Source organism: Streptomyces sp. NPDC001843 (assembly GCF_042891955.1).
In the GTDB taxonomy this organism is placed as follows: Bacteria; Actinomycetota; Actinomycetes; order Streptomycetales; family Streptomycetaceae; genus Streptomyces.
Map to the genome: position 1 here is coordinate 343,614 of NZ_JBIATQ010000002.1, position 24,856 is coordinate 368,469.

Below are 24,856 nucleotides of genomic sequence, written 5' to 3' on the forward strand. Positions count from 1 at the left end.
TGAGTCGTGGACAGGTATCCCGCGGAAAGTTGCCATTTGACAACTATGCTCGGGAGGCAACAAAGTAACCGTGTCGGACGTGCACGGGGAAGGATCTGGAATGTTCCGGTCGGCTCACGCCGGCTCCGTGTCCGGTGCCGCGGCCCGCGGCTCAGGCGGTCCGGCTGTCAGGGTCCTGCGCGGCGTCGTGTATCTGCGCGGCGGCCGCGTCGCAGAACGCCTCCAGCCCTTCCAGGAGCGCGGTGCGTTTGGCGGCGGGCATGAGATCCAGCACGGCCTCGAGTGTGATCTCCCGCCGTGTCCGCAGATCGGTCAGGAAGGCGCGGCCCCGGCTGCTGAGATACAGGCGCACCTCGCGCCGGTCGACCGGGCTCACCGCACGCCGGACGAAGCCGGCGGCCTGCAGCCGGTCGCACAGCCGGCTGGTCGAGGGCGGTGTGGAGGCCAGGGAGTCCGCGAGCGAGCGCAGGTTGATGCCCTCATGGTGCTCCAGGATGAGCAGGACCCGCAGTTGCGAGGCCGACGCGGGAGCGGTCGACGCCCGGCCCCACAGCACTTCCAGCAGTTCCGCGGCCGTCGCGGTCACTCGTGCGACCTCGGCGGGCTCCGGGCGGGGGCGGAAGGTAGTCACTGTCACACTCTCGCAGACACTGGGACGGCCGCCAGCGTACTAGGGCCCGCCCGGCCGGGAGAGGCCCGAGCCGCCATCTGGTGGAACTGAACGGCCTTCTACGGGGAACGAGACCTGTAGTCGTTCAGTGAAGGATTGGTGCGTTTACCATCGTGAACAGATTTGTGGCCGCCGAGCGCGCTCTGCGCAGAGCGGCGCCCCACGCCCTGCCGGACGCCGCCCGCCGCGTACTGGCGGACCAGTACGCGGCGGAGTCCGTCGAACTGTTCATGGCCGACTACGGCCTGTCCGTACTGCAGCCGGTCTCCGAGCTGCCGTACACCCTCGAGCCGGTCTCGGTGCACAACAGCCCGGCCGGCCGCGCCTTCGGCGCCCAGGAGCCGTACGTGGAAGCCGTCCAGGACGGCCGGGTACGCGTACACCTGCCGGTCACCGTGCGCGGCGACCGGCTGGGTGTGCTTTCGGTGACCCTGCCGGACGAGGAGCGGGCACGCGACTGCCTGGGCGAGCTGACGGACGTCGCGGAGGTGCTCGGCCACGAGCTGGTCGTGGCCGAACGGGACACCGACCTCTACATGCAGGCACGGCGCAAGGACCGGCTCACCCTGGCCGCCGAGATGCAGTGGCACCTGCTGCCGGGCCGCTCCTGCGCACGCCCCGAGTACGAACTCGGCGCCCAACTGGAACCCGCCTACGCCATCTTCGGCGACAACTTCGACTGGTCGGCCTCGGCGGACCACCTCATGCTGTATGTCACGAACGGCATGGGGGAGGGCATAGAGGCCTCCCTGCTGACGAGCCTGGCCATCAACGCCCTGCGCAACGCACGGCGCGCCGGCATCCCGATCGCCGACCAGGCGGCCCTCGCCGACCAGGCCGTCTACGCCCATTACCGTGGCCGCTGCTACCTGTCCGTGCTCATGCTCGACTTCGAACTCGCCACGGGACGCGCCCGGGTGGTCGACGCGGGGTCCCCGCAGATGCTGCGCCTGAGGGATGGCACTGTGGAGAGGATCCCGCTCGAGGCGCAGCTGCCGCTGGGTATGTTCGAGGAGACCGACTACGTCGCACAGGAGTTCCGGGTCGAGCCCGGCGACCGGCTCGTGTTCGTCAGCGACGGCGTCCACGAGGTCGCGTCCCCGGGTGGAGAGACCTATGGGGACGCCGCCCTGGCGCGGGCGATCACCTCGACCCGGCTGCTGCCCGCCGCCGAGGTGCCGCGCGCCCTCCTGCGGGAACTGTCGGGTCACCGCGGTCGTACGCTGCCACGCGATGACGCTTTGGTGGTCTGTCTGGACTGGCGGGGGCGCTGAGGGGCAGAGCAAGAAGAGAGTGCTGCCCAGCGGAGGCGAGCACGTGTTGTTCGCGCCGTACGGGCAGCGCTAATGTTTGTCATACGGCAATGATCGGCCGGATCGGCCGACGACGACCGGCAGGCACCGGGCCTGTGCAGTAGGGAGACGATGTAAGTGTCGGACCAGCATGCGGCGGACGAGCCGGCGGCCCGCCAGGTGGGCGACTTCCTGGAGCGGCGCCGTGAGCAGATCGCTCAGCGCTGGGCGGACGCCACCCTGTTCCGGGCGGTCTTCACCGTGTCCCGGGACGAGGCGGTGGAGGCGTGCAGGGTCGTGGTGGAAGCCCTGACCCAGGTGGCGTACTCGGGAAGGCTGGAGGACATCGAGGCCTCCGGCTTCGAGGTCGTGCGCGACCAGCTCGGCCGTATGTCCGCGTCCTTGACCCGCACGGGATACAGCCCGGCCCAGATCGCCGGCGAGGTCGCCGGACTGCGCCCGCCGGCCGTCGAGCTGCTGCGCGGTGAGTTCCCCGACCCGCCCGGCCCGGAGAGCACCGAGAGCGTGCTGGCGCTGACCGTGCTCCTGGACACCCTGCGCCTGGTCGTGATGGAGACCGCCCTCACCGAGGGCGAGGAAGTGATCTCGCGCCAGCGGCAGCAGCTGCTCGAGGTGGCCACCCCGGTGATCAACCTGTGGGAGGGCGTCGTCGCCGTCCCGCTGATAGGCACCTTGGACAGCGCCCGCAGCCAGGTGGTCATGGAGAGCCTGCTGGAGGCGATCGTCGACCAGCGCGCCCGGTACGCCATCCTCGACATCACCGGTGTCTCCACCGTCGACTCGCTCGTCGCCCAGCACCTGATGAAGACGGTGGCCGCGGCCCGGCTGATGGGCGCCGAGTGCATCGTCTCCGGCATCCGCCCCGCGATCGCGCAGACCATCGTGCACCTCGGCATCGACCTGGGTTCGGTGCTCACCCGGGCTTCACTGGCCGACGCCCTGGCGTACGCGCTGAGCCAGCAGGGCATCCAGGTGTCCCCGAGCGCGGGCGCCGGAGTGAGCCCGCGGTGAGCGGTGGCTACCTCGGTCCCGCGGTCCCGGTGCTGACACTGGGAGACGTCCTGCTGGTCACCGTCCAGGGCGAGCTGCACGACGGGATGGCCGAGCAGCTCCAGCAGGACATCACCCAGCGCATCGCCCACAGCAGGGTGACCGGTGTGGTGATCGACGTCTCCGGTGTGGACATGGTCGACTCCTTCCTCGGCCGGATCTTCGCCGAGATCGCGGCCAGCACCCGGCTGCTGGCCGCCCGCACGGTGCTGGCCGGGATGCGGCCCGCCGTGGCGATCACGCTGGTCGAACTGGGGCTCACCCTGCCCGGACTGACCACCACCCTCGATGTCGAACGCGCGATGGAGCTGCTCGGGCAGCCCGTACCGACGGCTTCCGCCGGCGGAAGGAAGGGAGGCACGTGACGCCGGCCTCCCGCCCCGCTGCGGCGACGACACTGCCCATCCGGTCGGACGCGGATCTGGCCTGGGTGCGGCAGCAGGTGCGCCAGACGGCGGCCGACCTCGGTTTCGGGCTGGTGCAGCAGACGAAACTGGTCACCGCCGCCAGCGAACTGGCGCGCAACACCCTCGTGCACGGCGGCGGGGGACACGCGGAGATCACGCCCCTGGACAACGGACGCACACGGGGTCTCAAGCTGTCCTTCACCGACGACGGCCCCGGCATCCGGGACCTCGAACAGGCGATGACGGACGGCTACACCTCCGGCGGCGGCCTGGGCCTCGGCCTGAGCGGGGCCAAGCGGCTGGTGCACGAGTTCGCCGTCGACACCGAGCCCGGCCGGGGTACCACCGTCACCGTCGTCGCCTGGGTCGCCGGCGTACCGGCCTCCCGTTCGGAGCCGGCATGAGCCGGGTCTGGGACATCCCGGTGCAGGACTCCACCCGGGTCCGCGACGTCCGGGTGGCGGCCGAGGAGGCCGGCGCGTACGCCGGCCTGGACGCGCACCGTACGGCGGTCGCGGCCCTTGCCGCCACGGAGCTGGCCACCAATCTGCTCAAACACGCGGGCGGCGGCCGGATACTGATCAACATCGTCGAGCCGCCGCCCGCCGACGAGGCCGCCCGCGGGCCGTCGGTGCAGCTCTTCGCCCTCGACCACGGCCCCGGTATCGCAGACGTCGGGGCCGCCCTGCGTGACGGCTACACCACCGTCAACACCTCCCTCGGCGCGGGCCTCGGCACCTGCCTGCGCATGTCCAGCGACTTCGGCCTGTTCAGCGCACGCGGCCGGGGGACGGTGGTGGCGGCCCGCATCGACCAGCGGTCCGCGGAGCGCCGGACGGAAACCGCACCCCGGGTCCGCGCCGGAGGCGTCAACATGTCCCTCGCCCGTGCCGAGCACTCCGGGGACGCCTGGAGCTGGGCGCGCTCGGGATCCCGTACGACCCTGATGCTGGCCGACGGCCTCGGCCACGGCACCAAGGCCGCCGCGGCGTCGGGCGCGGCGGTCGGCGAACTGCGCCGCAGGGGGCACCTGGCCCCCGTGGAGCTCCTGCGGCACCTGCACACGGCGCTGCGGCCCACGCGGGGAGCGGCCGTCGCGGTGGCCCAACTGGACGAGGACACCGGGGAACTCAGCTTCGCCGGCGTCGGCAACATCGGTGCCCGGCTGCACCACGCCGGCACCTGGCAGGCGCTCGTCTCCCATCCCGGCATCGTCGGCGCCCACTTCCCGGCGGGTGTTCCGCTGCGGCGGGTGCCGTGGACCGGGGACAGTCTGCTCGTCCTGCACAGCGACGGACTGCCGAGTCGCTGGTCACCACCCGACGACACCCGGCTGCTTCGCCACGATCCGGCGGTGGTCGCCGCGGTCGTCCTGCGGGACGCCAGCAGCCCCGCCCGACCCGTACGCGACGACACCAGCGTGGCCGTACTCGCCCCCGACCGCCGGACCGGCACCCATGACCACAGCATCTGATGTCTGGCACATCACCTCCGTGTCCGACGCGGCCCGTGCCCGCACCGCCGCCGCACGTCTCGCGGCGGCCGCCGGCGCGCCCGTCCTGGAACGCGCACGCTTCCTGACGGCCCTCACCGAACGGCTGCGGCAGTGCCTGGCGCAGCCGTTCGGTGGCGCGGACGTCGTCGTCACCACCGAGCAGCCCACCCCGGACACGGACCGGCGGGTACGGGTCGACGTGCGGCCGGCCGGCCCGCTCGCGGACGCGGGCCCGCCCTGGCAGTTCACGCTGACCTGCCCCCGTCCCGTGGAGCAGACCGGGACCGGTCACCTGGCCGACGTCGACGGTACGGAGCTCGCCGAAGGCCTCCTGGCCGCGGACGAGGAAACCGCGGCCGCTCTCGACCGGCTCGACGAACTGGAGGAACTGGTCCGCTTCCACCGTGAGGAACTCCACCAGACGAACCAGGGCGTCCTGGCCCTCCACGCCGAACTCGACGCCGCCTCCCGTGCCCAGCGCGAACTCCTGGACGCCGAACGGGTGGCGCGGACCGAGGCGGAGAACGCGCGGCGCCTGCTCACCTTCCTGACCACCGCCAGCGCCGTCGTGACCACCTCGCTCGACCACGAGGACATCCTGCGCCGGCTGCCCCGGCTCCTCGTCCCCGACTACGCCGACCACGTCGACATCTGGCTCTTCGACGAGGAGGAGGTGCCGCACCACGGCGAGCGGCCGGCCGCCGCCGTCACCGCCGCCCGCACCGGCCGGCCCCAGCATGCCGCCGATCACCCGGGCGGCCTCCCCGGCGTCGAGGACCATCCGCCGTCCGTGCTGTCCCCGACCCGGCCGCTGCTGTGCGTCCCGCTCACGGCACGCGGTGTCCTCGGCGTGCTGACACTGACCGCGCCCGGCCCGCGCTTCGACCCGGACACCGGTGTCATGCTCCTGGAACTGGCCCGGCGCCTGGCCATCGCCCTGGACAACGCCCGCCGCTACGAACAGCACCGGGACACCGCCGAGGCCCTGCAGCGCGCCCAGCTCACCGAACTCCCCGCCTGCCAGGGGATGTCCCTGGCCGCACGCTACCTGCCCGCCACCCACGGCCTGAACATCGGCGGCGACTGGTACGACGCCTTCCCACAGCCCGACGGCAGCGTGCTCGCGGTCATAGGGGACGTCACCGGGCACGGACTGCGCGCCGCCGTGATCATGGGGCAACTGCGCACCGCGCTGCGCGCCTACGCGGTCGAGGGCGACAGCCCGGCCCGGATCCTGACCCGGCTGCACCACATGCTCCGCCACCAGCAGCCCGAGCTCTACGCCACCGCCGTCATCGCCCGCTTCCGGCCCGGCGAGACGGAGGTCGTCTGGGCGGCCGCCGGGCACCCGCCCGCCGTGGTGCGCTCGCCCGAGGGCGAGGTGCGGATACTGGACACCAAGCCGGGCATCATGCTGGGGGTGCCCCTCGCCTACGAGTACGAGGACCACGTCGTCCGGATCCAGCCCGGTTCCACCGTCGCCCTCTACACCGACGGACTGGTGGAGCGCCGAGCGCACGGCATCGATCCAGGCATCGACCGTCTCGCCCATGCCCTGGCCGCACTGAGCCCGGCGGAACTCGAGGACCTCGACGCCAGTGCCGACTCGCTGCTCAAGCCCATGCTGCACGACTCCGAACGCGACGACGACATCTGCCTCCTGCTGTGCCGCACCGGGCCGGAGACGGCCCAGTCCTGCCGATGACGGGGCGTGCGCCATAAACGGGGCGGTGACATTCACGGTAGAGCGAACAGACGCCCGGACGTGGCCCCTTGAGCAGATGTGGGAGCTCTTCAGCGAGGGCTCCCCGGAGCACAGGCCACTGTCCTCGCGGCGGCTCCCGAGTCGCAGACCATGACCGGCACGATCGCTGATCAGGGAACGTATGTGGAGCCCAATACCTGGATGCGGCACGTCTGAGTACCGCAAGGGGCCCAGGCGGCACCGTTCAAGGCTCGGGCTCGTCCTGACCGGGAGGCCCGTCGTCCCGGGTTGCGAGGAAGGCCCGCAGGCCACGGCTCAGTGCCGAGCGCTCCGCGGGGCGCATGGCCGCCAGGGCCGTCGTCAGGGCCTGGTTGCGGCGTGCCGCGACATCGCCCAGTACGCGCCGTCCGTGCGCGGTCAGCCACAACTGCACCTCGCGTCGTTTGCGCGGATGCAGGGCGCGCTCCAGCAGCCCTGCCGCCTCCAGCCGGTCGCACAGCCGGCTGGCGGTCGGCAGCCCTATGTCCAGTTGCTGGGCCAGAGCGGTCAGATTCACACCCGGCGCCGCCTCCAGGGCCCGTAGCGCCCGCAACTGGTGCAGGGACAGGCGCAGCACCGCCTCCTGCGCGGCCAGTGACCACAGTGTCGTCAGGTTCTCCACGGCGTCGGCGATCTCCAGGGCGACGGCCTCCGGGCCATCGCCCGCTCCCTCCGCTCGCTCCTCACCGGACCGGCCGAGACGGGTCACGAACACATCACTTTCCATCAGCTCCGCGCCGTACGGGTTACCTCATTCCCTCGCTGTACCCGACAAGCCGCGGGGCAAGCCGCCGTTGTCCGGACCGAAACCCGTCCCCACGGTGGCCACGGGTGTGACGCAACCGACATCGAACGAGGGGGCGTGCGCGACGGATACCGGGGTATGCGCCGGGCGTGAGAAGTGCGGTGGAGGAAGGCGGGGTGGAACCGGCCACCCAGGGCGAAGACAGCGTGCGGGACGCCGAACCGATACGGACCACGGCGGCCCTGGACGGCGACGACGGCTGCATCGCCCAGGCCCGTCGTCTGGCGGCCGGGTTCCTGGAGCGGGTGCAGGCCGAGCACGGGCTGCCGGTCTCGCAGCGCGCCATGGAGCTCACCCGGCTGGTGGCCAGCGAACTGGTCACCAACGCCCGCAAGTACGCCCCCGGTCCGGTGCTGCTGGACCTGCGGATCGCGGGAGACCTGGTGGAGGTCGTCGTATGGGACAGTGAGCCGGCACTGCCGGTCGCACGGGCGGCCGACCCCGGGCGGGTCGGCCAGCACGGCCTGGAGATCGTGATGGCCGTCTGCCAGGGCTTCGAGGCGCAGCGGGAGCCGGTGGGCAAACGCGTCACCGCGCGTATCGCGTTGCTCGACTGAGGCCGTCCGCGACGTACTCAGGGCGCATGTGCTGCCCTCGGGCGCGACAGGGCCGCATCCGGTACCTGTCGCGCCGGGGGTGCTCGTTCTCATCCACCCCAGAAGGACCATGACGCCGTACCGTGCACGGCCGTCAGCACGGCGAGGACGACGATGTCCGCGATGCCCAGGCCGAGACCGAGCAGTGCCCGGAACCGGCGCGGGGTGTCGCGGCGCAGTGCGACCACGGCCAGGACGATGGCGATCGGGCCGAGGACGAGGTTGAGCACGAGCAGGCCGACGAGCCCCAGGACGAAGGAGGCCACGGCCATGCCCTCGGTGTCCCGCCGCCCCGTGCGCTGGGAGGGAGGTGCGATCAGTCGCATCGTCTACGCCCTCCTCGTCCCTCGGCGGCGACGCTCCCGCGCCGCGAAGACCAGCAGCCAGACGGCGATCACCGTGCCCAGGACGACCGTGACGGGCCAGGGGAGGTACGCCGCGCTCCCCACGACGATGCCCAGCAGGAGCAGGGCGGCAACCAGGAACAGCACGACTACCTCCCCTCGCCCACGGGAACGGAAAGGCACTGACGTTTCCTCAACGCGCTCATGACATCGCGGGTTACCCGCGATCGGCCGCGTCACGCAGGAGCCCACCGGCGCCGTCCAGAATCTCCCGGGCGGTCCGCAGCGCCGCCGCACGGTCCTCGGGGACCAGGCCGATGCGTGTGCGCCGGTCGAGGAGGTCCGAGGTGTCGAGCGCGCCCTCGTGCCCTACGGCCCACAGCAGTTCGGCGCCGGTGACCGGATGGCCGGGTACGACGGGTTCACGCAGCCGGCGGTCCCTCTCGCCCAGGGCGTGCACCGCCGTGGCCTCGGTGCCGTAGCGCCGGATCAGGCGCCGGGGCGCGGGCAGGGCGGCGAGCCGGGGCGGCGCGGCGGCACCGACCAGGGGGAGCGCGGCGGTGGGGGAGGGGCCGGCCGGCAGACGCCGGGCCGCGACGGCGGCGTCGACGGCGTCCTCGGCCATGCGCCGATAGGTGGTCAGCTTGCCTCCGACCACCGTGACGACTCCCTCGGCGGACGTCAGCACCGCGTGCCGCCGGGAGATGTCGGCCGTCCTGACCGCCCCTGCCGACCGCTGCGGCGCGGTGTTCAGCAGGGGGCGCAGTCCCGCGAACGCACCCACGACGTCGTCGCGGTGGACGGGGGCGTCCAGGACGGAGCCGAGCACGTCGAGCAGAAAGCCGATGTCCGTCTCCGGCACCTCGGGGACATCGGGGACGGGACCCTCCACGGGTTCGTCGGTGAGGCCGACGTACACCCGGCCGTCCCCCTGCGGCAGGACGAGCACGAAGCGGTTGGTCTCGCCCGGGACCGGTATGTGCAGTCCGGCCGGCAGGGGGCCGAGCCGCTCGGCACGGAGCACGAGGTGGGTGCCCCGGGACGGCCGGATCCGGATGCCGTCGACCAGGCCGTCCGCCCACACTCCGGCGGCGTTGATCACCGCACGGGCCCTGATCTCGCCCCGCTCACCGGTGAGTTCGTCGCGCACGAGAGCGCCCGAGGCGGACAGCCGCAGTGCTTTGACCCGGGTCAGGACACGCGCGCCGCGGGCGGCGGCGGTGCGGGCGAGCGCGGTCACCAGCCGGGCGTCGTCGGTCAGCCGGCCGTCCCAGGACAGCAGGCCGCCGCGCAGCCCGTCGGTGCGCAGGGCCGGGGCCAGGTGCAGGGTCTCCTCGGCGGACAGCCGACGGGGTGAGGGCAGGGTGGCGCGGGATGTGCGCGCCGCCAGCCGTAGGGCGTCGCCGGCCCGGAACCCGGCCCGCGCGAGGGCGGCCCCGGTGCGCGGGACCAGCGGGGTGAGCGGCAGCACGAACGGCTGGGCGCGTACCAGGTGCGGCGCGGTGCGCTGCATCAGCACGCCCCGCTCCACGGCGCTCTCGTGGGCCACGTCCAGCTGGCCGGAGGCCAGATAGCGCAGACCGCCGTGGATGAGCTTGGAACTCCAGCGCGAGGTGCCGAAGGCCAGGTCGTGGGCGTCGACGGCGACGACCGTCAGCCCACGGGCCGCGGCGTCCAGGGCGGCTCCGGCGCCGGTGGCACCGAGACCGACGACCAGGACGTCCACCACCGGCCCGCCGACGGTGCCGGCCAGTTCCCGGGAGCGGCGCGCGGCGGACAGGGACGAGCTGCCGGTGGGGCTCATGCGGCGAGGGTCCTCTCCAGGATGGTCCGCAGCTCCTCGAGGAAGGCGGCGGGGGTCAGCTCCGGGTCGTCCTCCTCGGTCATGGTCCGCAGCGACAGGGTGAAGGACTGCACGATCAGCAGCACGGACCGTGCCTGACGCCCCGGGTGGCACACCCGTACCGACCCGTCGGCGTGGCCGTCCCGCAGGGCACCGGCCAGCAGTTCCAGCAGGGCGTCCTGGCTGGCGCCGCGGCGGTCGAGGACGTACGGGAGGAGAAGTTCCGGATCGACGTCGACGATCTTCCGGAAGAGCGGGTGGGCGCGGAAGGCCTCCACCCCGTCCACCAGCCCGTCGACGACCAGGGCGCGCGCGGAGCGGTCCGGGCGGGGATCCGGCATGGCGCGTGTGGCCACGCCGACCCACTCGCGCGTCATCAGGTCCCCGACGAGGGAACGGACGTCGGGCCAGCGCCGGTAGAGCGTCATCCGCGAGACACCTGCCCGGCGGGCCACGTCGGTCAGGGTCGTACGACGGACGCCGACGGCCAGCACGCAGTCGCGCACCGCGTCGAGCACCGGATCACTGTCCCGCTCGTTGTGACGAATAGGCGTCATGTGTCACAGTGTAACGCCCCCTGAAGCGAGCGACGAGGACGACCGCGATGGACATGCTGTGGAGTGGCTGGGGCGACCCGGCCGAGGCGGCGCCGCTGCCCGAGACGGTGACCGGGCTGCTGCGCGACCTACTGGGCGTGAAGCCGCGCCCGGCCGCACCGCTTCGGCTGGACGACATCGCCGTCCCCGCCGCACCACTCGACCCCGCCGCCCTGCGGGCGCTGTCCGAAGCCGTGGGCGGTGACGAGCACGTGCGACGGGACGCGGAGACCCGCGTCCGGCACACCCGCGGCAAGTCCACCCCGGACCTGCTGCGGATCCGCGCCGGCGACCTGAGCGACGTGCCCGCCGCCGTCGTTCTCCCGGCGGCTCACGACGCCGTACTCGCCGTACTCCGTGTCTGCGCCGAACACGGCCTCGCCGCAGTCCCGTTCGGCGGCGGGACCTCCGTCGTCGGCGGGCTCGCCCCCGCGTCCCGCGGGCCCTTCGTCGCCCTGGACCTGCGCCGCATGAACCGGCTGCTCGACGTCGACCCCGTCTCCCGCACGGCCACCCTGCAACCCGGGCTGCGCGCACCCCGGGCCGAAGCCCTCCTCGCCGAACACGGCTTCACGCTCGGGCACTTCCCGCAGTCCTACGAGTGGGCCACCATCGGCGGATTCGCCGCCGCCCGGTCCAGCGGACAGGCCTCCGCCGGATACGGGCGCTTCGACGACATGGTGCTCGGCCTCACCGTCGCCACCCCCGAGGGCACCCTCGAGACCGGCCGGGCCCCGCGCTCCGCCGCCGGACCGGACCTGCGCCAGCTGATCCTTGGTTCCGAGGGCGCGTTCGGCGTCATCACCTCCGTCACCGTCCGGGTGCGCCCCCTCCCGGAGGTCCGCCGGTACGAGGGCTGGCACTTCCCCTCCTTCGAGGAGGGCACCGCCGCACTGCGACGGCTCGCCCAGGACGGCCCGCGGCCCACGGTGCTGCGCCTGTCCGACGAGACCGAGACGCTGGTCGGTCTCGCCCAGCCCGACGCGATCGGCGCCGAGGGCGCGCCGGGGAGCACCGGATGCCTGGCGATCGCCGGGTACGAGGGCACCGAGGAGGACACCGCCCACCGTCGCGAACGGGCCGCCGCCGTGCTGCGCGAAGCGGGCGGCACATACGCCGGTACGGAGCCGGGCGAGCGCTGGGCGCACGGCCGCTACTCGGCGCCCTACCTGCGGGACTCCCTGCTCGACGCGGGGGCGTTCGCTGAGACACTGGAGACCGCCGCCTTCTGGTCACGGATCCCCGCGCTGTACGCCTCGGTCCGCACCGCCCTGACCGCCTCCCTCACGGAGGCCGGCACCCCGCCCCTGGTCATGTGCCACATCTCGCACGTCTACGAGAACGGTGCCTCGCTGTACTTCACCGTCGTCTCCGCCCAGGGTGACGACCCGGTGGCCCACTGGGCCCCGGCCAAGCGGGCGGCGGGTGAGGCGATCCTCGCCGCGGGCGGCACCATCAGCCACCACCACGGCGTGGGCACCGACCACCGCGACTGGTACGTCCGCGAAGCCGGCCCTCTCGGGATCGCGGCCCTGCAGGCCGTCAAACAGCGTCTGGATCCCGGCCGGCTGCTCAATCCCGGCGTCCTGTTGCCCACGGACTGACGAACCACCCCCCTCCTCCCGACCCGGCACACCCCGCCCGTACCACCGCCTCGAAAGGCGCGCCCATGCGACAGTTCACCGCCGTCGTCAACCCCACCGCGGGCTCAGCGGGCGCGGCGGCCGCCCTGCTCCGGGTGGCCCGCGCGCTGCGGGAGGCCGGGGCCGGACTGGAGACGGAGTACAGCCGTAGCCTGGGGCACGCCCAGGGCATCGCGCGCCGCGCGGCGCAGCGGGGGCGGGTGGTGCTGGCGGTCGGCGGCGACGGCATCGCCGGCGGTATCGGCGGCGGGCTGAGCGGCACCGACGCGGTGCTCGGCCTCGTCCCGGCCGGGCGGGGCAACGACCTCGCCAGGGCCCTCGGCCTGCCCGTCGACCCTGACGCTCTTGCCCGGACCCTGCTCGACGCGGACCCGCGCCCGGTGGACACCATCGAGGTGCGCTCGGCCGTCCACCGCGGGACCGTCGTCCTCGGCAGCGTGTACGCGGGCGTCGACGCCCTGGCCAACCGCCACGCCAACCACGCCCGTCTGCTGCGCGGCGCAGCCTCCTACTACGCGGGCGGCCTGCGCGCCGTGGCCACCTGGCGCCCGGTGAACTACCGCGTCACCGTCGACGGCCGCGCCCACGCGCACCGCGGCTACACCGTCGTCGCCGCCAACTCCCCCTACTACGGCTCCGGTCGCATGATCGCCCCCGCCGCCCGCGTGGACGACGGCCTGCTGGAAGTGGTGATGATCCGTCACGCACCGCGCCGGCTGTTCTTCACCCTGATGAACGAACTCGGCTCCGGCGCCCACGTCGGGCGGCCCGAGGTCGACATCCTGCGCGGCCGCGAGATCCGGATCGAAGCGGACCGCGAGGTGCCCTACGGCGCCGACGGGGAGGTCGAGGCGGTCCTGCCGGTCACGGTGAGGGTGCTGCCCGGGGCCCTGAACATGCTGTACTGAACCCCAGGACGCCGATCCTGTCCGAACTGCTCGCATCGGCCGGCGCACGTGTGGGCACCCCCCTGACGGGCTACCCGGCGCGGCGGACGCGTACGCGACGGCAGGACGAGCGAGGACGGAACGTGGACTGGTACCCACTGCGGCTGACCACACCGGTCAAGCAGCACGTCTTCGGCGGCCGGTCCATTCCCGACCGCCTCGGCCGCGGGGGCCTGCCCCCGGGGCGGATCGCCGAGACCTGGGAGGTCAGTGACGTAGACGGCGACGAAGCACACGTGCGGGAAGGCCCCCTGGCCGGGGCGCGGCTGCGCGACCTCGTCCGCGAGCACCCGCAGGACATGCTGGGACGCGGTCCGCGCGGGCCGCGTTTCCCGTTGCTGACCAAGTTCATCGACGCCGCCGCCCCACTGCCGGTGCACCTGCATCCGGACGACGGGGCCGCACACGCGCAGGGCGAACCCAACGGCAAGACCGAGGCCTGGCACATCCTCGAGGCGGAGCCCGGCGCGACCGCACTCGCGGGCGTGAAACCCGGGGTGGGACGGCAGCGACTCCGCCAGGCCCTCCTCGACCAGGACTTCGACACCGTGCTGCGCCGGCTGCCCGTCCGGGCCGGACAGACCCTGTACGTCCCGGCGGGCACCGTGCACAGCTTCGGCCCGGGCACACTCGTCTACGAGATCGAGCAGACCTCGGACCTGCAGGAGCACGCCATGCGCCACCGCATGGAGGACGGCGCGCCGCTCGACGACGACGAGTGGCGCGCCAACGTGGAGGCGCTGCTGGAGCAGTGGCACCCCGACCACCGGCCGGAGTTCGCACCGGGCCTCGGGCTGCCCACCGGCGACGGCGGCCAGCGGGTGATCCTCTGCGCCGGTCCTTACTTCGCGCTGGAGCGGTGGCAGGTCGCGGCCGGCGCCCGGCTGGACCGCCCCGTCACCACCGCGCTCGTACTGAGCAACGCCGGCGCACCCGTGACCTTCTCCAGCGGGGGAACGACACAGACGCTGCCCCGCGCCGAGACGGCACTGCTGCCCGCCGCGCTCGGCGCCGTACGGCTCCACGGCCCCGCCGACGTCCTCGCCGGCTACGTGCCCGACCTGGACACCGACATCCGGGATCCCCTGCTCTCGGCCGGTTACGGTCCCGGCGTCGTGGCGAGGCTGGGCGAAGGTCTCGGCTGAGCCTCAACCATGGGTGCCCCCGCCCCCCGTACGGGGGCACCCGGCCGGTCGGCCGACGGTCAGAAGGCGCCGGCGTTGAGGGCCTTCTGGAGCTGGGTCGTGGTGGCGTCGTCCCAGCTGTCGTGCGGCGGCAGCCCCAGGTGCTTGTTGAGGGCGGCCACGGTGTCGGGTCCGGTGATCCCGTCGGCGGTGACCCCGACGTAGGCCTGCAGGGCCTTGATCGTCAGCGGGCCGAACGCCCCGTCGACGTCGAGTCCCGCGCCGGTCCTGCCGTTCAGTGCGCGCTGCAGCGCCGCGCAGGTGGCCGGTCCGAACTGGCCGTCCACGTCGAGCGGCGCGGCCGCGGCGACCAGTGCCTTGGGCTTGATGACACCCGGCTTCCCGGCCAGTGCGGCCTTCATCACCGCGGCGGTGTGCGGCCCGTACTCGCCGTCGACGGTCAGCTTGTGCGCGGACTGGAAGGCGCGCACGGCCTTGTCGGTGGCGGCCCCGAACTGCCCGTCCACGGTCAGCCCGGCGTGCTGCACGGTGTTGAGGTTCTTCTGCAGGGTCTTGACCGCGTTGCCGCTGGAACCCTTGCGCAGGATGCCGTCGTGGGAGGGCATGGGGGCGGCGCCGTCGTAGGCGGGGCGTCCGTAACCGACCACGCAGGACCGGCCGCGGACCCGGCGCCGGAAGGCGTCGGAGGTGTTGCCCTCCAGGGTGGTGATGGTGCCGTTGGAGTGGACCGCCTCCACCAGGCCGACGTGATCGATGCCGCTGATGGAGCGGCCGCCGGAGAAGTCGAAGAAGACGACGTCCCCGGGGCGGATGCCGCCCAGGCCGTAGTGCCAGCGGCCGTGGGCCTGGAAGGCACGGGCGTGGGCGGTGGTGAGGGCGAACTTGCCCATGACCGCCTTGAGGTTGTCGGAGTGGGCGGCCTCGTAGCTGATGGACATGTCGCACCAGGGCCCGGAGAAGCCGTACCAGGTGGTGACGAGGTTGTGGTTGGAGCCGGGCGGGTGCTCGGTGGTGCCCAGCAGTTTGCGTGCGGCGGCGATCATTCCCTTTGCGGTTCCCATGGCAGGTGTCAGAGCTCCATGTCGTCGGGGAGGGCGTCGATGTCGGAGGTCACTTCGTGGTCGGGGTCCTGGCTGACGCCGCCCTGGTCCGGGTCGACGTCGAACACCCCGGCGCCACCCTCCGGGTACGGCGGGATCTGCTCGCTCTCGCTCATGAGCGCTTCTCCTGAATCGCTTGGTGGTGGATGGATGCCGGCCGCACCGCCCCCGTGCGCCACCCGGGCGCCGGACGTCCGGAAGACCGGCGCCGGGGGCTGTGCGACCGCCTTGCACCACCGAGTTCAGCGGCCCGGGAATTGAATGGGCAGCCGTCCGCGCCACTCTGAACAATGCCGACCCCGCAGGTCACGGTCCCGCCACCGAGTCACTGACCGAAGACGACGCCCCCGGCTTGCCCTCCTGTCGCAGGCGTGCGTACGTTGCGGGCCTCGCGCCGCGTCCACGGGGGAGGCGGGCAGAGGGGGAGGTGCCGATGGCGGGGCGTCCGGAGAGCCCGATCGATCCCGGCGCGGGCCCGGTGCAGCGGTTCGCCGCCGCATTGCGCGAACTGCGCACGGAGGCGGGCAGTCCGACCTACCGCGTCATGGCGCGGCGCACCGGGCACGGGGCGAGCACCTTGTCGCAGGCCGCGGCGGGCGCGCGCCTTCCGACACTGCCCGTGGCCCTGGCCTACGTACGGGCGTGCGACGGCGACCCGGAGGAGTGGGAGCGGCGCTGGCAGCAGGCCGCGGCGGAGGAACGGGAAGCGTCCGCTCTGTCACTCGCCGACGATCCGGACGCCGAACCGCCCTACCGGGGGCTGGCGCGCTTCGAACCGGCCGACCACGACCGGTTCTTCGGCCGGGAGCGACTCGTCGACGAAATCGCCCGCGTGGCTCTCGCCTCCCGGCGCTCGGCGGTCGTCGGCCCCTCCGGCAGCGGCAAGTCCTCACTGCTGCGCGCCGGCCTCATCCCACGCCTCCAACGCGCCCGGGACGCCGAACGGCCCGCCGCCCTGCGCATCCTGACACCGGGTGACCGGCCGGTGGCCACGCATGGCGCGCTGTTCCGGCCCGCCGAGGCCCTCGGTGACACCTGGCTGGTCGTGGACCAGTTCGAGGAGGTCTTCACCCTCTGCCGTGATCCGGCCGAGCGGCAGGAGTTCATCGATCGGCTACTGTCCGCCGCGGATCCAGACAGCCGGCTGCGCGTGGTCCTGGGACTGCGGGCGGACTTCTACGGCCGCTGCCTGCGCCACCACGGACTGGTCGAGGTGCTGCGCACGGCCGCCGTGCCCGTGGGCCCCATGAGCGGCGACGAATTACGGGAAACCATCGTCAAACCCGCCGCGTCCGACGGCCTGATCGTGGAACGGGCCCTGACCGCCCGGCTCGTCGCCGAGGTACAGGGTGAGCCCGGCGGTCTGCCGCTGATGTCGCACGCGCTCCTCGAGACCTGGCGCCGCCGCCGCGGACGCGCCCTCACGCTGGAGGGCTACCAGGCCGCCGGAGGCCTGCACGGCGCGATCGCCCGCACGGCGGAGCACCTCTACGCCCGGCTCTCTCCCGAGCAGGCGCGCCTGGCGCGGGGACTGTTGCTGCGGCTCGTCACACCGGGCGAGGGCACCCCCGACACCCGCCGTCCCGCGGACCGGGCCGAGTTGGCCCAGACCGCGGCCGGGGACCGGGAGGAGGTCCTGGAACGCCTGGCCGAGGCCCGGTTGATCACCCTCGACGGCGACACCGTCGACCTGGCCCACGAGGCACTCCTCACGGCCTGGCCCCGCCTGCGCGGCTGGATCGAGGAGGACCGGCAACGGTTGCTGCTGCATCGCCGGCTGACCGAGGACGCGCGCGCCTGGGAAGGCCTCGGGCGGGATCCCGGCGCCCTGTACCGGGGGACCCGGCTGGCCGCAGTGGAGGAGACCTTCGGCGCCGGTGGCGTAGCCGACGAACTTAACTCCCTGGAGCGGGCCTTCCTGTCCGCCGCCCGCGCGACCCGGGGCCGTGAGCGCCGACGGCTGCGCAGCTTCACCGCTTCCGTGGCGCTGCTGTTGGCGCTCGCCCTGGTCGCCGGGGTCGTGGCCTGGCAGCAGAACCTCGAGGGCAACCGGCGCCGGGCGGAGGCGACGGCGCGGCGCGTGGCCTTCCTGGCGGACTCGATGCGCGGCACCGATCCGGTGCTGGCGATGCGGCTCAGCGTGGCGGCGTGGCGGACGAGCGGGACGTCGGAGACGAAGGGGGCGTTGTTCGCGGCGGACACTCAGCCGGAGCGGGCGCTCTTCGCGCTGCCAGCGACCCTGGGCCGGGGCACTCCATTCCTCAGCGTCGACGGCCGGACTCTGGTCTTGGAAGAGAGCAGGCGGGTGGGGCGCTGGAACACCGTCACGCGGCGATTTGCCGACGAGGTACGGAAGTCGGCCGACGACAGCCTGGCGGACGTGTCTCCGGACGGTCGCCGGCTCCTTTTGTACTTGGCAGACGGAGACTTCCAAGTGCGCGATGCCGACTCCGGTTCAGCGGTCGGAACGCAGTTCCGGCTGGGAACCGATGTATCCGACGTGAAGCTGGGGCCCGGCGGCAGAACACTGATCGCTACGGACGACAAGTCCGTGCGCGTATGGGACGTCCGGAGTCACCGGCTGCTGATAAAAGTCGAGTCGCCCGAGGTACAGCCGGCGTTCGTCAGTTCCGATGGCCGACTGCTCCTCCTGTGCACGGGCACGGCCGGTTCATTGAAGGTGTGGGACATCAGCGGCCGACGGCGGGTGCTGGCACCATGGGCACGCGCCGCAGAACGAGGCGCATGCGATGATCCCCCGGCCTTCGGAGCCGGCGGACTCTTGGCGGCCATTGCCCACAACGGTGTACGCGTCTGGGACACAGCCTCGGGACGCAGGTACGACCTGCAGGAGTTCTCCCAGGATCACCCGTTCGAGTTGACGTTCAGCGCGGACGGCAGGTACCTGGCTGCGACCGGTCACCGGACCATCGCCCTGTGGCAGGTCGATGGCACCCCCCGACTCGTCCTGCGGTACACGCTGCACAACGAGCAGGTCCGTGGCACACGGATCGATCCGGAAACGGGGGTCATCCGCTATCTGGTGTGGGCCGGAAGCCAGCCCTTCGAGGTGAAGACGATCGCTTTCGACGCCGCGGTCCACGCCCACTGGCAGCAGCGCGCTGCCAGCTATCAGGCACGGTTCAGTCCAGATGGGCGACTCATCGCGACCGCGCGGGTCGCCGGTGACACGGCCGAGTTCGAGTTGCGGAGCACGGCCGGAGCCCGGATGAGCAGCCTGCCATCCGCACACTGCGAGTCGCAGGACGACGGGGACGAATGCGAGATCCACTTGACCTTCAGCCCGGACGGTCGGGTGTTCGCCTACGGAACCACAACGGCAGACGGACCTTCCCTCCGAGGACGGCCGGAGTGGATCAGGGTCTGGGACGTCAGGCGGAGGCGCGAGACCTCCTCCCTGGACATCACGGCGGCGGACAGGGATGCACCACTCGGCGACGACGCCGTACTCGGCCCGGGCGGGCACTCCCTGTGGGTCTACCGGTCCTCTGCGGACGAGTGGGAGCAGTGGGACGTGCACACGGGTCGTCGGATCGCTCACCACACGATTCGGCGGCCGGGTCGGCGACCGTCCGTCTGGGAGACCGGCGCACATTCCATGGCGCTGCGACCCGACGGTCGGCTTCTGGTCGCGAGTCATGCGGCACTCGTCGCGTTGCCGTCCGGCCGTTCCATCCCTCGTTACCTGAGCGGGAGTGGCCCCTCCACCATCCCGGAATTCAGTCCGTCGGGTGGCAGGCTGGCAGTCGGTGACGACATGGGCTGGGTGTCCGTCTGGGACAAGGACGGCCGACGGCGCACAGCGGAGCTTGCCGGGACATCCGCCGGAACCTTGGCTGACCACCCGGAAAGCGTCACCGCGTTGGCCTTTTCCCCGGACGAGCACATCCTCGCCGTAGGAGGGAGCGCAGGGACCATCACTCTGTGGGACGTCGACTCCGCGCAGCCACTGGGCTCTGCCCTGCCGACATCCGGGGATCGAGTCCTGGATCTGTCCTTCACCTCCGACGGCCGCACCCTCCAGGTCGCGGGCGAACACGTCCCCCTGCGGACATACGCCGTCGACCCCGACCGCATCGCCGCCACCGTATGCCGACGGGCCGGCGGAGGCCTGACTCGCGACCAGTGGCACACCTACCTCCCCGAACTGCCCTACCGGAACGTGTGCTGAAGCCCGCCCGATCGCGCCCGCCGTGACAACGGCGCTCCCGGCTGCTGCGTATCCGTGAGCATCGGCCGATCGGGCGCCCCGCGTGGTCCTACCGTCCGGCTATGAACACGAGTCGCAGCAGAAGAAGAACCGCGAAAACCCTGCGCAGTGCCGCGCTGGCGGTGCTGCTGACCACCGGCACGCTCACCGCGGTGGCCCCGGGCGCCCGGGCGGCGGCGGCCGCGCGGACCGAGACGCCGGTCGCGTCGACGAGTCCGGTGGCCGGTGTGACCGAGTCGGTGGTGCGGGTGAAGGTGCCGCTGCCGGCGTCGTTCGGGAACCGTCCGGTGGCGTGCGACTGGCTGTCGTACCTGCGCTACCGCTCTTCCGGCGGGCCGGCCGCGTCCGCCGACGCCGACCGGATCCTGGTCGCCCAGCCGGGCATCCTGGAGGGAGCCGGGGCGTTCGACAGCGTCGCCCGCAACACCGTGGCGCGCGCCGCCGAACAGGGCCGGCACATCGAGTTCTGGGCCCTGGACCGCCGCTCCAACTGCCTCGAGGACCACACCGGCATCGATTCCGGAGACGAGCACACGGCCGTCGACTACTACTACCGCGGCAAGCAGGTGAACGGCCGTACCTTCGCCGGGTTCACCGGCAACGACCGGCTGGGCTGGATGGCGAAACTCGGCATCGAGCAGACGGTTCGCGACCAGTACGACCTGCTCACCGCCGAGTTGCCCGACCAGCAGCTGCGCAAGCGGAAGGTACTGTGCGGCGGGCACTCCCTCGGCGGTGTGATCACCGGGTACTTCGCGGCCGCCGACTTCGACGGCGACAACTCCACCACGGCGGACGCCGGATACAACCAGTGCGCCGGCTACTTCGCCCTCGACACCACCGTCTCCACCGATCTCGGGGACCTCAGCGGCAGCATCCCGGACGACACCAACCTCCCCGACATCGGCCTCGGTTACGGCGTCGTGCAGGCCGGCCTCGACAGCGGGGTGCTGCCCCGCTCGCTGTCCGCGCCGGTCCTGCTCAACCCGGAGACCATGACCCTGCTGGCCATCGCCGGCGTGGGTGCTCTCCAGGCGCCGGACGCCGAGGCCGACCTGCCCTCCTACCTGCCCGCGAACACCAACATCGAGGCCACCAACCGCTTCCTGTTCTCCAAGGACGCCGCCGCCTTCCTCACCGGCTCACCCGCGGTGAAGGACTTCCGGCTCAGCAACGACGCGGTGCTGGGCGCGCTGATGGACGACGACTCCGTACCGCTGGCGTTCCTGCAGAGCAGCGTCGGCTTCTTCGACGGTGGGCCGATCGCCGACAAGAACTTCCCCGTCGCCAACGGCGGTTCGGGGGCGCCCGCGCTGTTCGGCACCGAGTACAAGGCGATCCCGGAGCAGCCGCACGGGCCGCTGTACACATGGCGGAATTACGACCGTGTCGGCGACCCAGACGACCCTGGGTACAAGTCGGCCGACGGCACGCCGTTCACGAACGCCGGCAAGGAGGTCACCGACATCCGGGAGCTCGCCCGCAGCCTGGCCCTGCAGCCGCTGGACTTCACCGAGCAGTACTTCCCGACCAAACTGGTCACCGACATCGAACTGGCCACCTCCCCGCAGGTGAAGCGGCTCGTCGCGCACCCGGACGGGCTCACCGCCAACCCGACGCTCACGGTGCTCGCGGGCGACGGACTGCTGGCCGGCCGGATCCCAGCCGATCTGCACCCCGTGGTCGCCGACGGCTACCAGCACCTCGACGTGCTGACCGCGGCGCCGGTGCAGAACAACGGGCGGCCCGAGCCGGTCTCCACCAACCTGGCGAGCTTCGCCCGCACCCCGAAGTAGCGGCGATCCACAGCCGAAGGGCCCGGGAGGATCTCCTCCCGGGCCCCCGGTGTGACCGCGGGAGAGCGCGGGTCAGACCTTGCCGGCGGCGAAGGCGGCCGCCGCGTCGGCGTCGGCGGTGTACCCGAGGTGCGCGAGGACGTCACCGCCGCCGTTCTCGCAGATCGGGTCGCCCTTGGCGCAGAAGTCGATGGTGCGGCTCTGGTAGGTGCCGGTGACGCTCTTGCCGAGGGCACGGATCGGGTTGCCGAACAGCAGCACCGCGGCGACCTTCGGCTCCAGCTCGGCCGGGATCGTGGCCACGATGGGGCTGCCGACCACCGCACCGGCACTGCTGATGCCGATGGAGTTGTCGACGACATTCGCACCCTGCGAATAACCGACGAGAACGAAACGCTGGTTCGGACAGGCCGCCGCCTGGCTCCGGACGTGGTTCACCAGGTCCGCGTTTCCTTGCGCGGCCGAGGTGAGGGAGAGATCCGCCGGGTAATTTACCTTGTAGCTGGAGAGTTTCCTGCCCGTCAGTCTCTTCTGCAGTGCGGAATACACCGGGTCGCCGACGATCGCGCCGAGCGTGCCCGGCTCGAAGGTGCCGCGGGCGGCGACGACGTCGATGTCCGAGCAGGTCGCGGCCGAGGCCGCGGGAGACGAGAGCGCGGTCAGTCCGGCCCCGCCGAGCAGCGAGAGCGCGGCGAGGCACAAGCGGATACGCATGGGGATCCTTTGCGGGGTGGGGCGCGTTGACGCGCCTGCGGAAAAGGATGCCCCGAAGGTATTCGCGTGGACCGGCCGACTGTTATGGACGGGAATTCAGAGATTCCATGTTTTTTGTTGCCGGTGTGAGCACGGAGGGCTCCCGCAATTCCCCGGCGCGCAGGGCCAGGATGAGGTCCAGACGGGTGCCGGGGTCGTGCAGGGCGTCACCGAACAACTTCTCCAGCTGGCGCAGACGGTAGCGGACCGTCTGCGGGTGGACGTGCAGCCGCGCGGCGACGTCCGGCACGTTGCTGCCACTGAGCAGCCAGGCCAGCAGCGTCTCGGCGAGCCGGGCACGCTGGCCGTCGGACACCCCGTCGAGCGGGGCGAGGACACGCGCCTCCAACCGGGCCAGCAGCGGCTCGTCGCTGTGCAGCAGCAGCGTCGAGAGGTGGTCGGCGCAGCGCACCACGCCCTGCCGGGGCAGGATCCCGCGCCCCATCAGTCCCAGCGCCCGGGTGGCCCAGTGCAGCGACTGCGCGGCCGCGGCGAGCGGGACCGTCGGGCCGATCGCGGCCGGACGGCCGCGCAGCGCGAGGGCGAACGCCCGCCCGCCGAACCGGCCGGCGCCGTCGGGATCCGGCACCAGCATCCGCGGCGGCCGGGACTCCATGTCCACCAGCGCCCCGGCCGTGGCCAGGGGCCGGTCCTCCTCGCGCTGCTCGGGGGTGGCCGCGAGCGCGACGACCGCGACGTGCCTGGGCACCGGCCAGCGTGCCCCGTGCGCCAGGTCGTGCACGGCCTCCGGCGACACCGGACCGTCGCCCAGCAGTAGATCGAGCAGCCGTCTGCGGCGCCGCTCCAGCTCGTCCGTGCTGCGCAGCTGGGCCTCGGCGTACCCGGCCGCCGCCGCCTCCGCCACCTCGTGCACGGTCCGGAACGCGAGTTCGCCCAGCGCCGCCACGACGGCGGAGTCCAGCTCCAGTTCCTCCGCCGTGCGGCCCATCAGCCGCCAGGCGTGCAGCCCTCCGATGCGCAGCGCGGACTGCAGCGCGTCCAGGCTGCGGCCCTCCAGCGCCTCACCGCGTCCGAGTTCGTAGTACGTGGCCGCGATAGCGTCGCCCTGGCCGCGCGGGTCGGCGATGTGGTCGACGAACAGGGACAGCGCCTGCACCACCCCGGCCCGGAGATTGCGGCGGTACGTCCCGTCGGCAGGCCGCGCGTACTCGGGAACCTGGCCGCGGACCTCCTCCTCCACCTGGTCGGCCACCGCTTCGAGCTGGGCGCGCAGCAGTTCGGCCAGGCCGGACGGCAGCGGCGGGGCCGCCGGTCCGTCCGGTACGCCGCGAGGAGTGGGGACGGCCATCGCGGACACTCCTTTCACCCGGAACCGGCTCACCCTGGGGCCGCTGCCCGTGGGGTGAGGGGGACGTCCCGTGTCTGACGGACGTCCCCTGCGCTCCGTTCCGTGCCCCGACGGCACCGACATCACTCCGGTACCCCCAGGGCACGGGCGAGCATCGGCCACGAGGCGGTGAACTCCCTTTTCCAGTATGTCCAGCTGTGTGCGCCGCCGGTGTAGAAGTGGGTGGTGACCGGGATGCCGAGCAGGCGGAGCGTGTCGGTGAAGCCGTGGGCGGACAGCCACAGGGCGCTCTCCAGCGCCTCGGGCCACAGCTCGTCGGTGCCGCCGACCAGCCCGCTGCCGCTGGAGACGTACAGGGGGGTGCCGCGCAGCCCGGAGGCGCGGGCGCGCGGGTTGAAGTCCTGCCAGGTGAGCAGGTTCAGGATCGAGTTGCCCCAGAGATCCAGGGGCAGCAGGTTCTCGCGGGCCACGATCGCGTCGACGATCGGGGGGACGCCCGGCGCGGTGGTGTCCAGAATGCCGCTGTAGGAGGCCGCCGCGGCGAACACGCCCGGGTGCCGGGCCGCATGGGCCATGGCACCGTAGCCACCGGTGGAGACACCGGCGACCGCCCGTACGCCCGAGGCCCGGTAGTTCCGGGCGAGCAGTGCCGGCACCTCCTTGAGCTGGAAGGTCTCGTAGTCGGGGCCGCTGAGCCAGTCGGTCGGAATGCCGGTGGGCCCTCCGTCCGGCATGGCCACGATCAGGTTCCGGCCCTCGGTGAAGGCCTCGACGTCCGTCTCCCGCGTCCAGGAGGTGTAATCGTCGTGGGCGCCGTGCAGCAGGTACAGCACGGGGTAGGTCCGGCCGGTCTGCGTGGCGAAGTCCGTCGGCAGGATCAGGCGTACCGGCGCGCTGCGGCCCAGTGCGGCGGAGGACACGGACACGTCCACGGTGCGCGGTCCCAGCCGGGTCGCGGCCCGGGCGCGCGTGGTGCCGGTGGCGGCGCCGAACAGGACGGCCAGCGAGGTGGCCGCCGCGGCTCTGGTGACGGCGCGTCGGGACACTCCGGTGGTGGGGTGGGGCATGG

At 72.5% G+C, this 24,856-nt stretch carries 23 protein-coding genes; 12 read left to right on the forward strand and 11 right to left on the reverse strand.

Features of this window, described 5'->3' with window-relative positions; translation table 11 throughout:
- Nucleotides 1-151: 151 nt before the first annotated feature.
- The gene (locus ACFYZQ_RS06935; RefSeq protein ID WP_389142451.1) at nucleotides 152-637 is read right to left on the reverse strand and encodes a MarR family transcriptional regulator; all 486 of its coding nucleotides are present in this window, start codon (nucleotides 635-637) and stop codon (nucleotides 152-154) included.
- 146 nt (nucleotides 638-783) lie between these two features.
- On the opposite strand from ACFYZQ_RS06935, the gene ACFYZQ_RS06940 reads away from it, so the two are divergent.
- From ACFYZQ_RS06940 to ACFYZQ_RS06965, 6 genes are all read left to right on the forward strand, one after another.
- A complete protein-coding gene (locus ACFYZQ_RS06940; RefSeq protein WP_389142453.1) occupies nucleotides 784-1,944 on the forward strand; it encodes a PP2C family protein-serine/threonine phosphatase in 1,161 nt (386 codons plus the stop codon).
- 156 nt (nucleotides 1,945-2,100) lie between these two features.
- A complete protein-coding gene (locus tag ACFYZQ_RS06945; RefSeq protein WP_389142455.1) occupies nucleotides 2,101-2,994 on the forward strand; it encodes an STAS domain-containing protein in 894 nt (297 codons plus the stop codon).
- On the forward strand, nucleotides 2,991-3,398 hold the full coding sequence (locus ACFYZQ_RS06950; protein ID WP_389142457.1) for an STAS domain-containing protein: 408 nt from the start codon (nucleotides 2,991-2,993) through the stop codon (nucleotides 3,396-3,398). The genes ACFYZQ_RS06945 and ACFYZQ_RS06950 overlap by 4 nt, the downstream gene beginning before the upstream one ends.
- Nucleotides 3,395-3,844, forward strand: a complete 450-nt coding sequence (locus ACFYZQ_RS06955) for an anti-sigma regulatory factor (protein WP_389142459.1) — start codon at nucleotides 3,395-3,397, stop codon at nucleotides 3,842-3,844. The genes ACFYZQ_RS06950 and ACFYZQ_RS06955 overlap by 4 nt, the downstream gene beginning before the upstream one ends.
- Entirely contained in the window at nucleotides 3,841-4,914 is a 1,074-nt protein-coding gene (locus ACFYZQ_RS06960; protein WP_389142461.1) for a SpoIIE family protein phosphatase, read from the forward strand. Before ACFYZQ_RS06955 ends, ACFYZQ_RS06960 begins: the two co-directional genes overlap by 4 nt.
- Nucleotides 4,898-6,640, forward strand: coding sequence for a SpoIIE family protein phosphatase (locus ACFYZQ_RS06965; RefSeq protein ID WP_389142463.1), 1,743 nt, complete (start codon nucleotides 4,898-4,900; stop codon nucleotides 6,638-6,640). Before ACFYZQ_RS06960 ends, ACFYZQ_RS06965 begins: the two co-directional genes overlap by 17 nt.
- A 244-nt stretch (nucleotides 6,641-6,884) precedes the next feature.
- On the opposite strand, the gene ACFYZQ_RS06970 is transcribed toward ACFYZQ_RS06965, so the two are convergent.
- Nucleotides 6,885-7,388 carry a MarR family winged helix-turn-helix transcriptional regulator gene (locus ACFYZQ_RS06970; RefSeq protein WP_389143224.1) on the reverse strand — a complete coding sequence of 168 codons (504 nt, stop codon included), beginning with the start codon at nucleotides 7,386-7,388 and terminating at the stop codon, nucleotides 6,885-6,887.
- A 212-nt stretch (nucleotides 7,389-7,600) separates the two neighbouring features.
- Between ACFYZQ_RS06970 and ACFYZQ_RS06975 the strand changes: the two genes are divergently transcribed.
- A complete protein-coding gene (locus tag ACFYZQ_RS06975) occupies nucleotides 7,601-8,041 on the forward strand; it encodes an ATP-binding protein (protein ID WP_389143227.1) in 441 nt (146 codons plus the stop codon).
- An 89-nt stretch (nucleotides 8,042-8,130) separates the two neighbouring features.
- Here ACFYZQ_RS06975 and ACFYZQ_RS06980 read toward each other — a convergent pair whose 3' ends face one another.
- From ACFYZQ_RS06980 to ACFYZQ_RS06995, 4 genes are all read right to left on the reverse strand, one after another.
- Nucleotides 8,131-8,406: a DUF4190 domain-containing protein gene (locus ACFYZQ_RS06980; RefSeq protein WP_389142465.1), complete on the reverse strand. Its 276-nt coding sequence runs from the start codon at nucleotides 8,404-8,406 to the stop codon at nucleotides 8,131-8,133.
- A gap of 3 nt (nucleotides 8,407-8,409) precedes the next feature.
- Nucleotides 8,410-8,571: a hypothetical protein gene (locus tag ACFYZQ_RS06985; RefSeq protein ID WP_389142467.1), complete on the reverse strand. Its 162-nt coding sequence runs from the start codon at nucleotides 8,569-8,571 to the stop codon at nucleotides 8,410-8,412.
- A gap of 70 nt (nucleotides 8,572-8,641) precedes the next feature.
- Nucleotides 8,642-10,228 (reverse strand): glycerol-3-phosphate dehydrogenase/oxidase, encoded by a 1,587-nt coding sequence (locus ACFYZQ_RS06990; RefSeq protein WP_389142469.1) that lies wholly within the window; start codon nucleotides 10,226-10,228, stop codon nucleotides 8,642-8,644.
- Nucleotides 10,225-10,824 carry a TetR/AcrR family transcriptional regulator gene (locus tag ACFYZQ_RS06995; protein ID WP_389142471.1) on the reverse strand — a complete coding sequence of 200 codons (600 nt, stop codon included), beginning with the start codon at nucleotides 10,822-10,824 and terminating at the stop codon, nucleotides 10,225-10,227. Before ACFYZQ_RS06995 ends, ACFYZQ_RS06990 begins: the two co-directional genes overlap by 4 nt.
- A gap of 47 nt (nucleotides 10,825-10,871) precedes the next feature.
- Here ACFYZQ_RS06995 and ACFYZQ_RS07000 point away from each other — a divergent pair, with 47 nt between their 5' ends.
- The 3 genes from ACFYZQ_RS07000 to ACFYZQ_RS07010 all read left to right on the forward strand — a co-directional run bounded on the left by ACFYZQ_RS07000 (nucleotide 10,872) and on the right by ACFYZQ_RS07010 (nucleotide 14,598).
- Nucleotides 10,872-12,467, forward strand: coding sequence for an FAD-binding oxidoreductase (locus ACFYZQ_RS07000; protein ID WP_389142473.1), 1,596 nt, complete (start codon nucleotides 10,872-10,874; stop codon nucleotides 12,465-12,467).
- Nucleotides 12,468-12,532: 65 nt separating this feature from the next.
- Nucleotides 12,533-13,414: a YegS/Rv2252/BmrU family lipid kinase gene (locus ACFYZQ_RS07005; protein WP_389142475.1), complete on the forward strand. Its 882-nt coding sequence runs from the start codon at nucleotides 12,533-12,535 to the stop codon at nucleotides 13,412-13,414.
- A 122-nt stretch (nucleotides 13,415-13,536) separates the two neighbouring features.
- A complete protein-coding gene (locus ACFYZQ_RS07010) occupies nucleotides 13,537-14,598 on the forward strand; it encodes a class I mannose-6-phosphate isomerase (protein ID WP_389142477.1) in 1,062 nt (353 codons plus the stop codon).
- A 59-nt stretch (nucleotides 14,599-14,657) separates the two neighbouring features.
- Here the strand turns inward: ACFYZQ_RS07010 and ACFYZQ_RS07015 are convergent, their stop codons facing one another.
- A complete protein-coding gene (locus tag ACFYZQ_RS07015) occupies nucleotides 14,658-15,659 on the reverse strand; it encodes a peptidoglycan-binding protein (RefSeq protein ID WP_389142479.1) in 1,002 nt (333 codons plus the stop codon).
- A gap of 8 nt (nucleotides 15,660-15,667) precedes the next feature.
- Nucleotides 15,668-15,814 (reverse strand): hypothetical protein, encoded by a 147-nt coding sequence (locus ACFYZQ_RS07020; protein WP_389142481.1) that lies wholly within the window; start codon nucleotides 15,812-15,814, stop codon nucleotides 15,668-15,670.
- A 317-nt stretch (nucleotides 15,815-16,131) separates the two neighbouring features.
- Between ACFYZQ_RS07020 and ACFYZQ_RS07025 the strand changes: the two genes are divergently transcribed.
- Nucleotides 16,132-19,890 carry a hypothetical protein gene (locus tag ACFYZQ_RS07025; protein WP_389142483.1) on the forward strand — a complete coding sequence of 1,253 codons (3,759 nt, stop codon included), beginning with the start codon at nucleotides 16,132-16,134 and terminating at the stop codon, nucleotides 19,888-19,890.
- Nucleotides 19,891-19,991: 101 nt separating this feature from the next.
- On the forward strand, nucleotides 19,992-21,725 hold the full coding sequence (locus ACFYZQ_RS07030; RefSeq protein ID WP_389142485.1) for a hypothetical protein: 1,734 nt from the start codon (nucleotides 19,992-19,994) through the stop codon (nucleotides 21,723-21,725).
- Between the two features lie 72 nt (nucleotides 21,726-21,797).
- Here the strand turns inward: ACFYZQ_RS07030 and ACFYZQ_RS07035 are convergent, their stop codons facing one another.
- The 3 genes from ACFYZQ_RS07035 to ACFYZQ_RS07045 all read right to left on the reverse strand — a co-directional run bounded on the left by ACFYZQ_RS07035 (nucleotide 21,798) and on the right by ACFYZQ_RS07045 (nucleotide 24,854).
- Nucleotides 21,798-22,439, reverse strand: coding sequence for a cutinase family protein (locus ACFYZQ_RS07035; RefSeq protein ID WP_389142487.1), 642 nt, complete (start codon nucleotides 22,437-22,439; stop codon nucleotides 21,798-21,800).
- A gap of 82 nt (nucleotides 22,440-22,521) precedes the next feature.
- On the reverse strand, nucleotides 22,522-23,787 hold the full coding sequence (locus ACFYZQ_RS07040; protein WP_389142489.1) for a helix-turn-helix domain-containing protein: 1,266 nt from the start codon (nucleotides 23,785-23,787) through the stop codon (nucleotides 22,522-22,524).
- 122 nt (nucleotides 23,788-23,909) lie between these two features.
- Nucleotides 23,910-24,854, reverse strand: a complete 945-nt coding sequence (locus ACFYZQ_RS07045) for an alpha/beta hydrolase (RefSeq protein ID WP_389142491.1) — start codon at nucleotides 24,852-24,854, stop codon at nucleotides 23,910-23,912.
- Nucleotides 24,855-24,856: the final 2 nt, after the last annotated feature.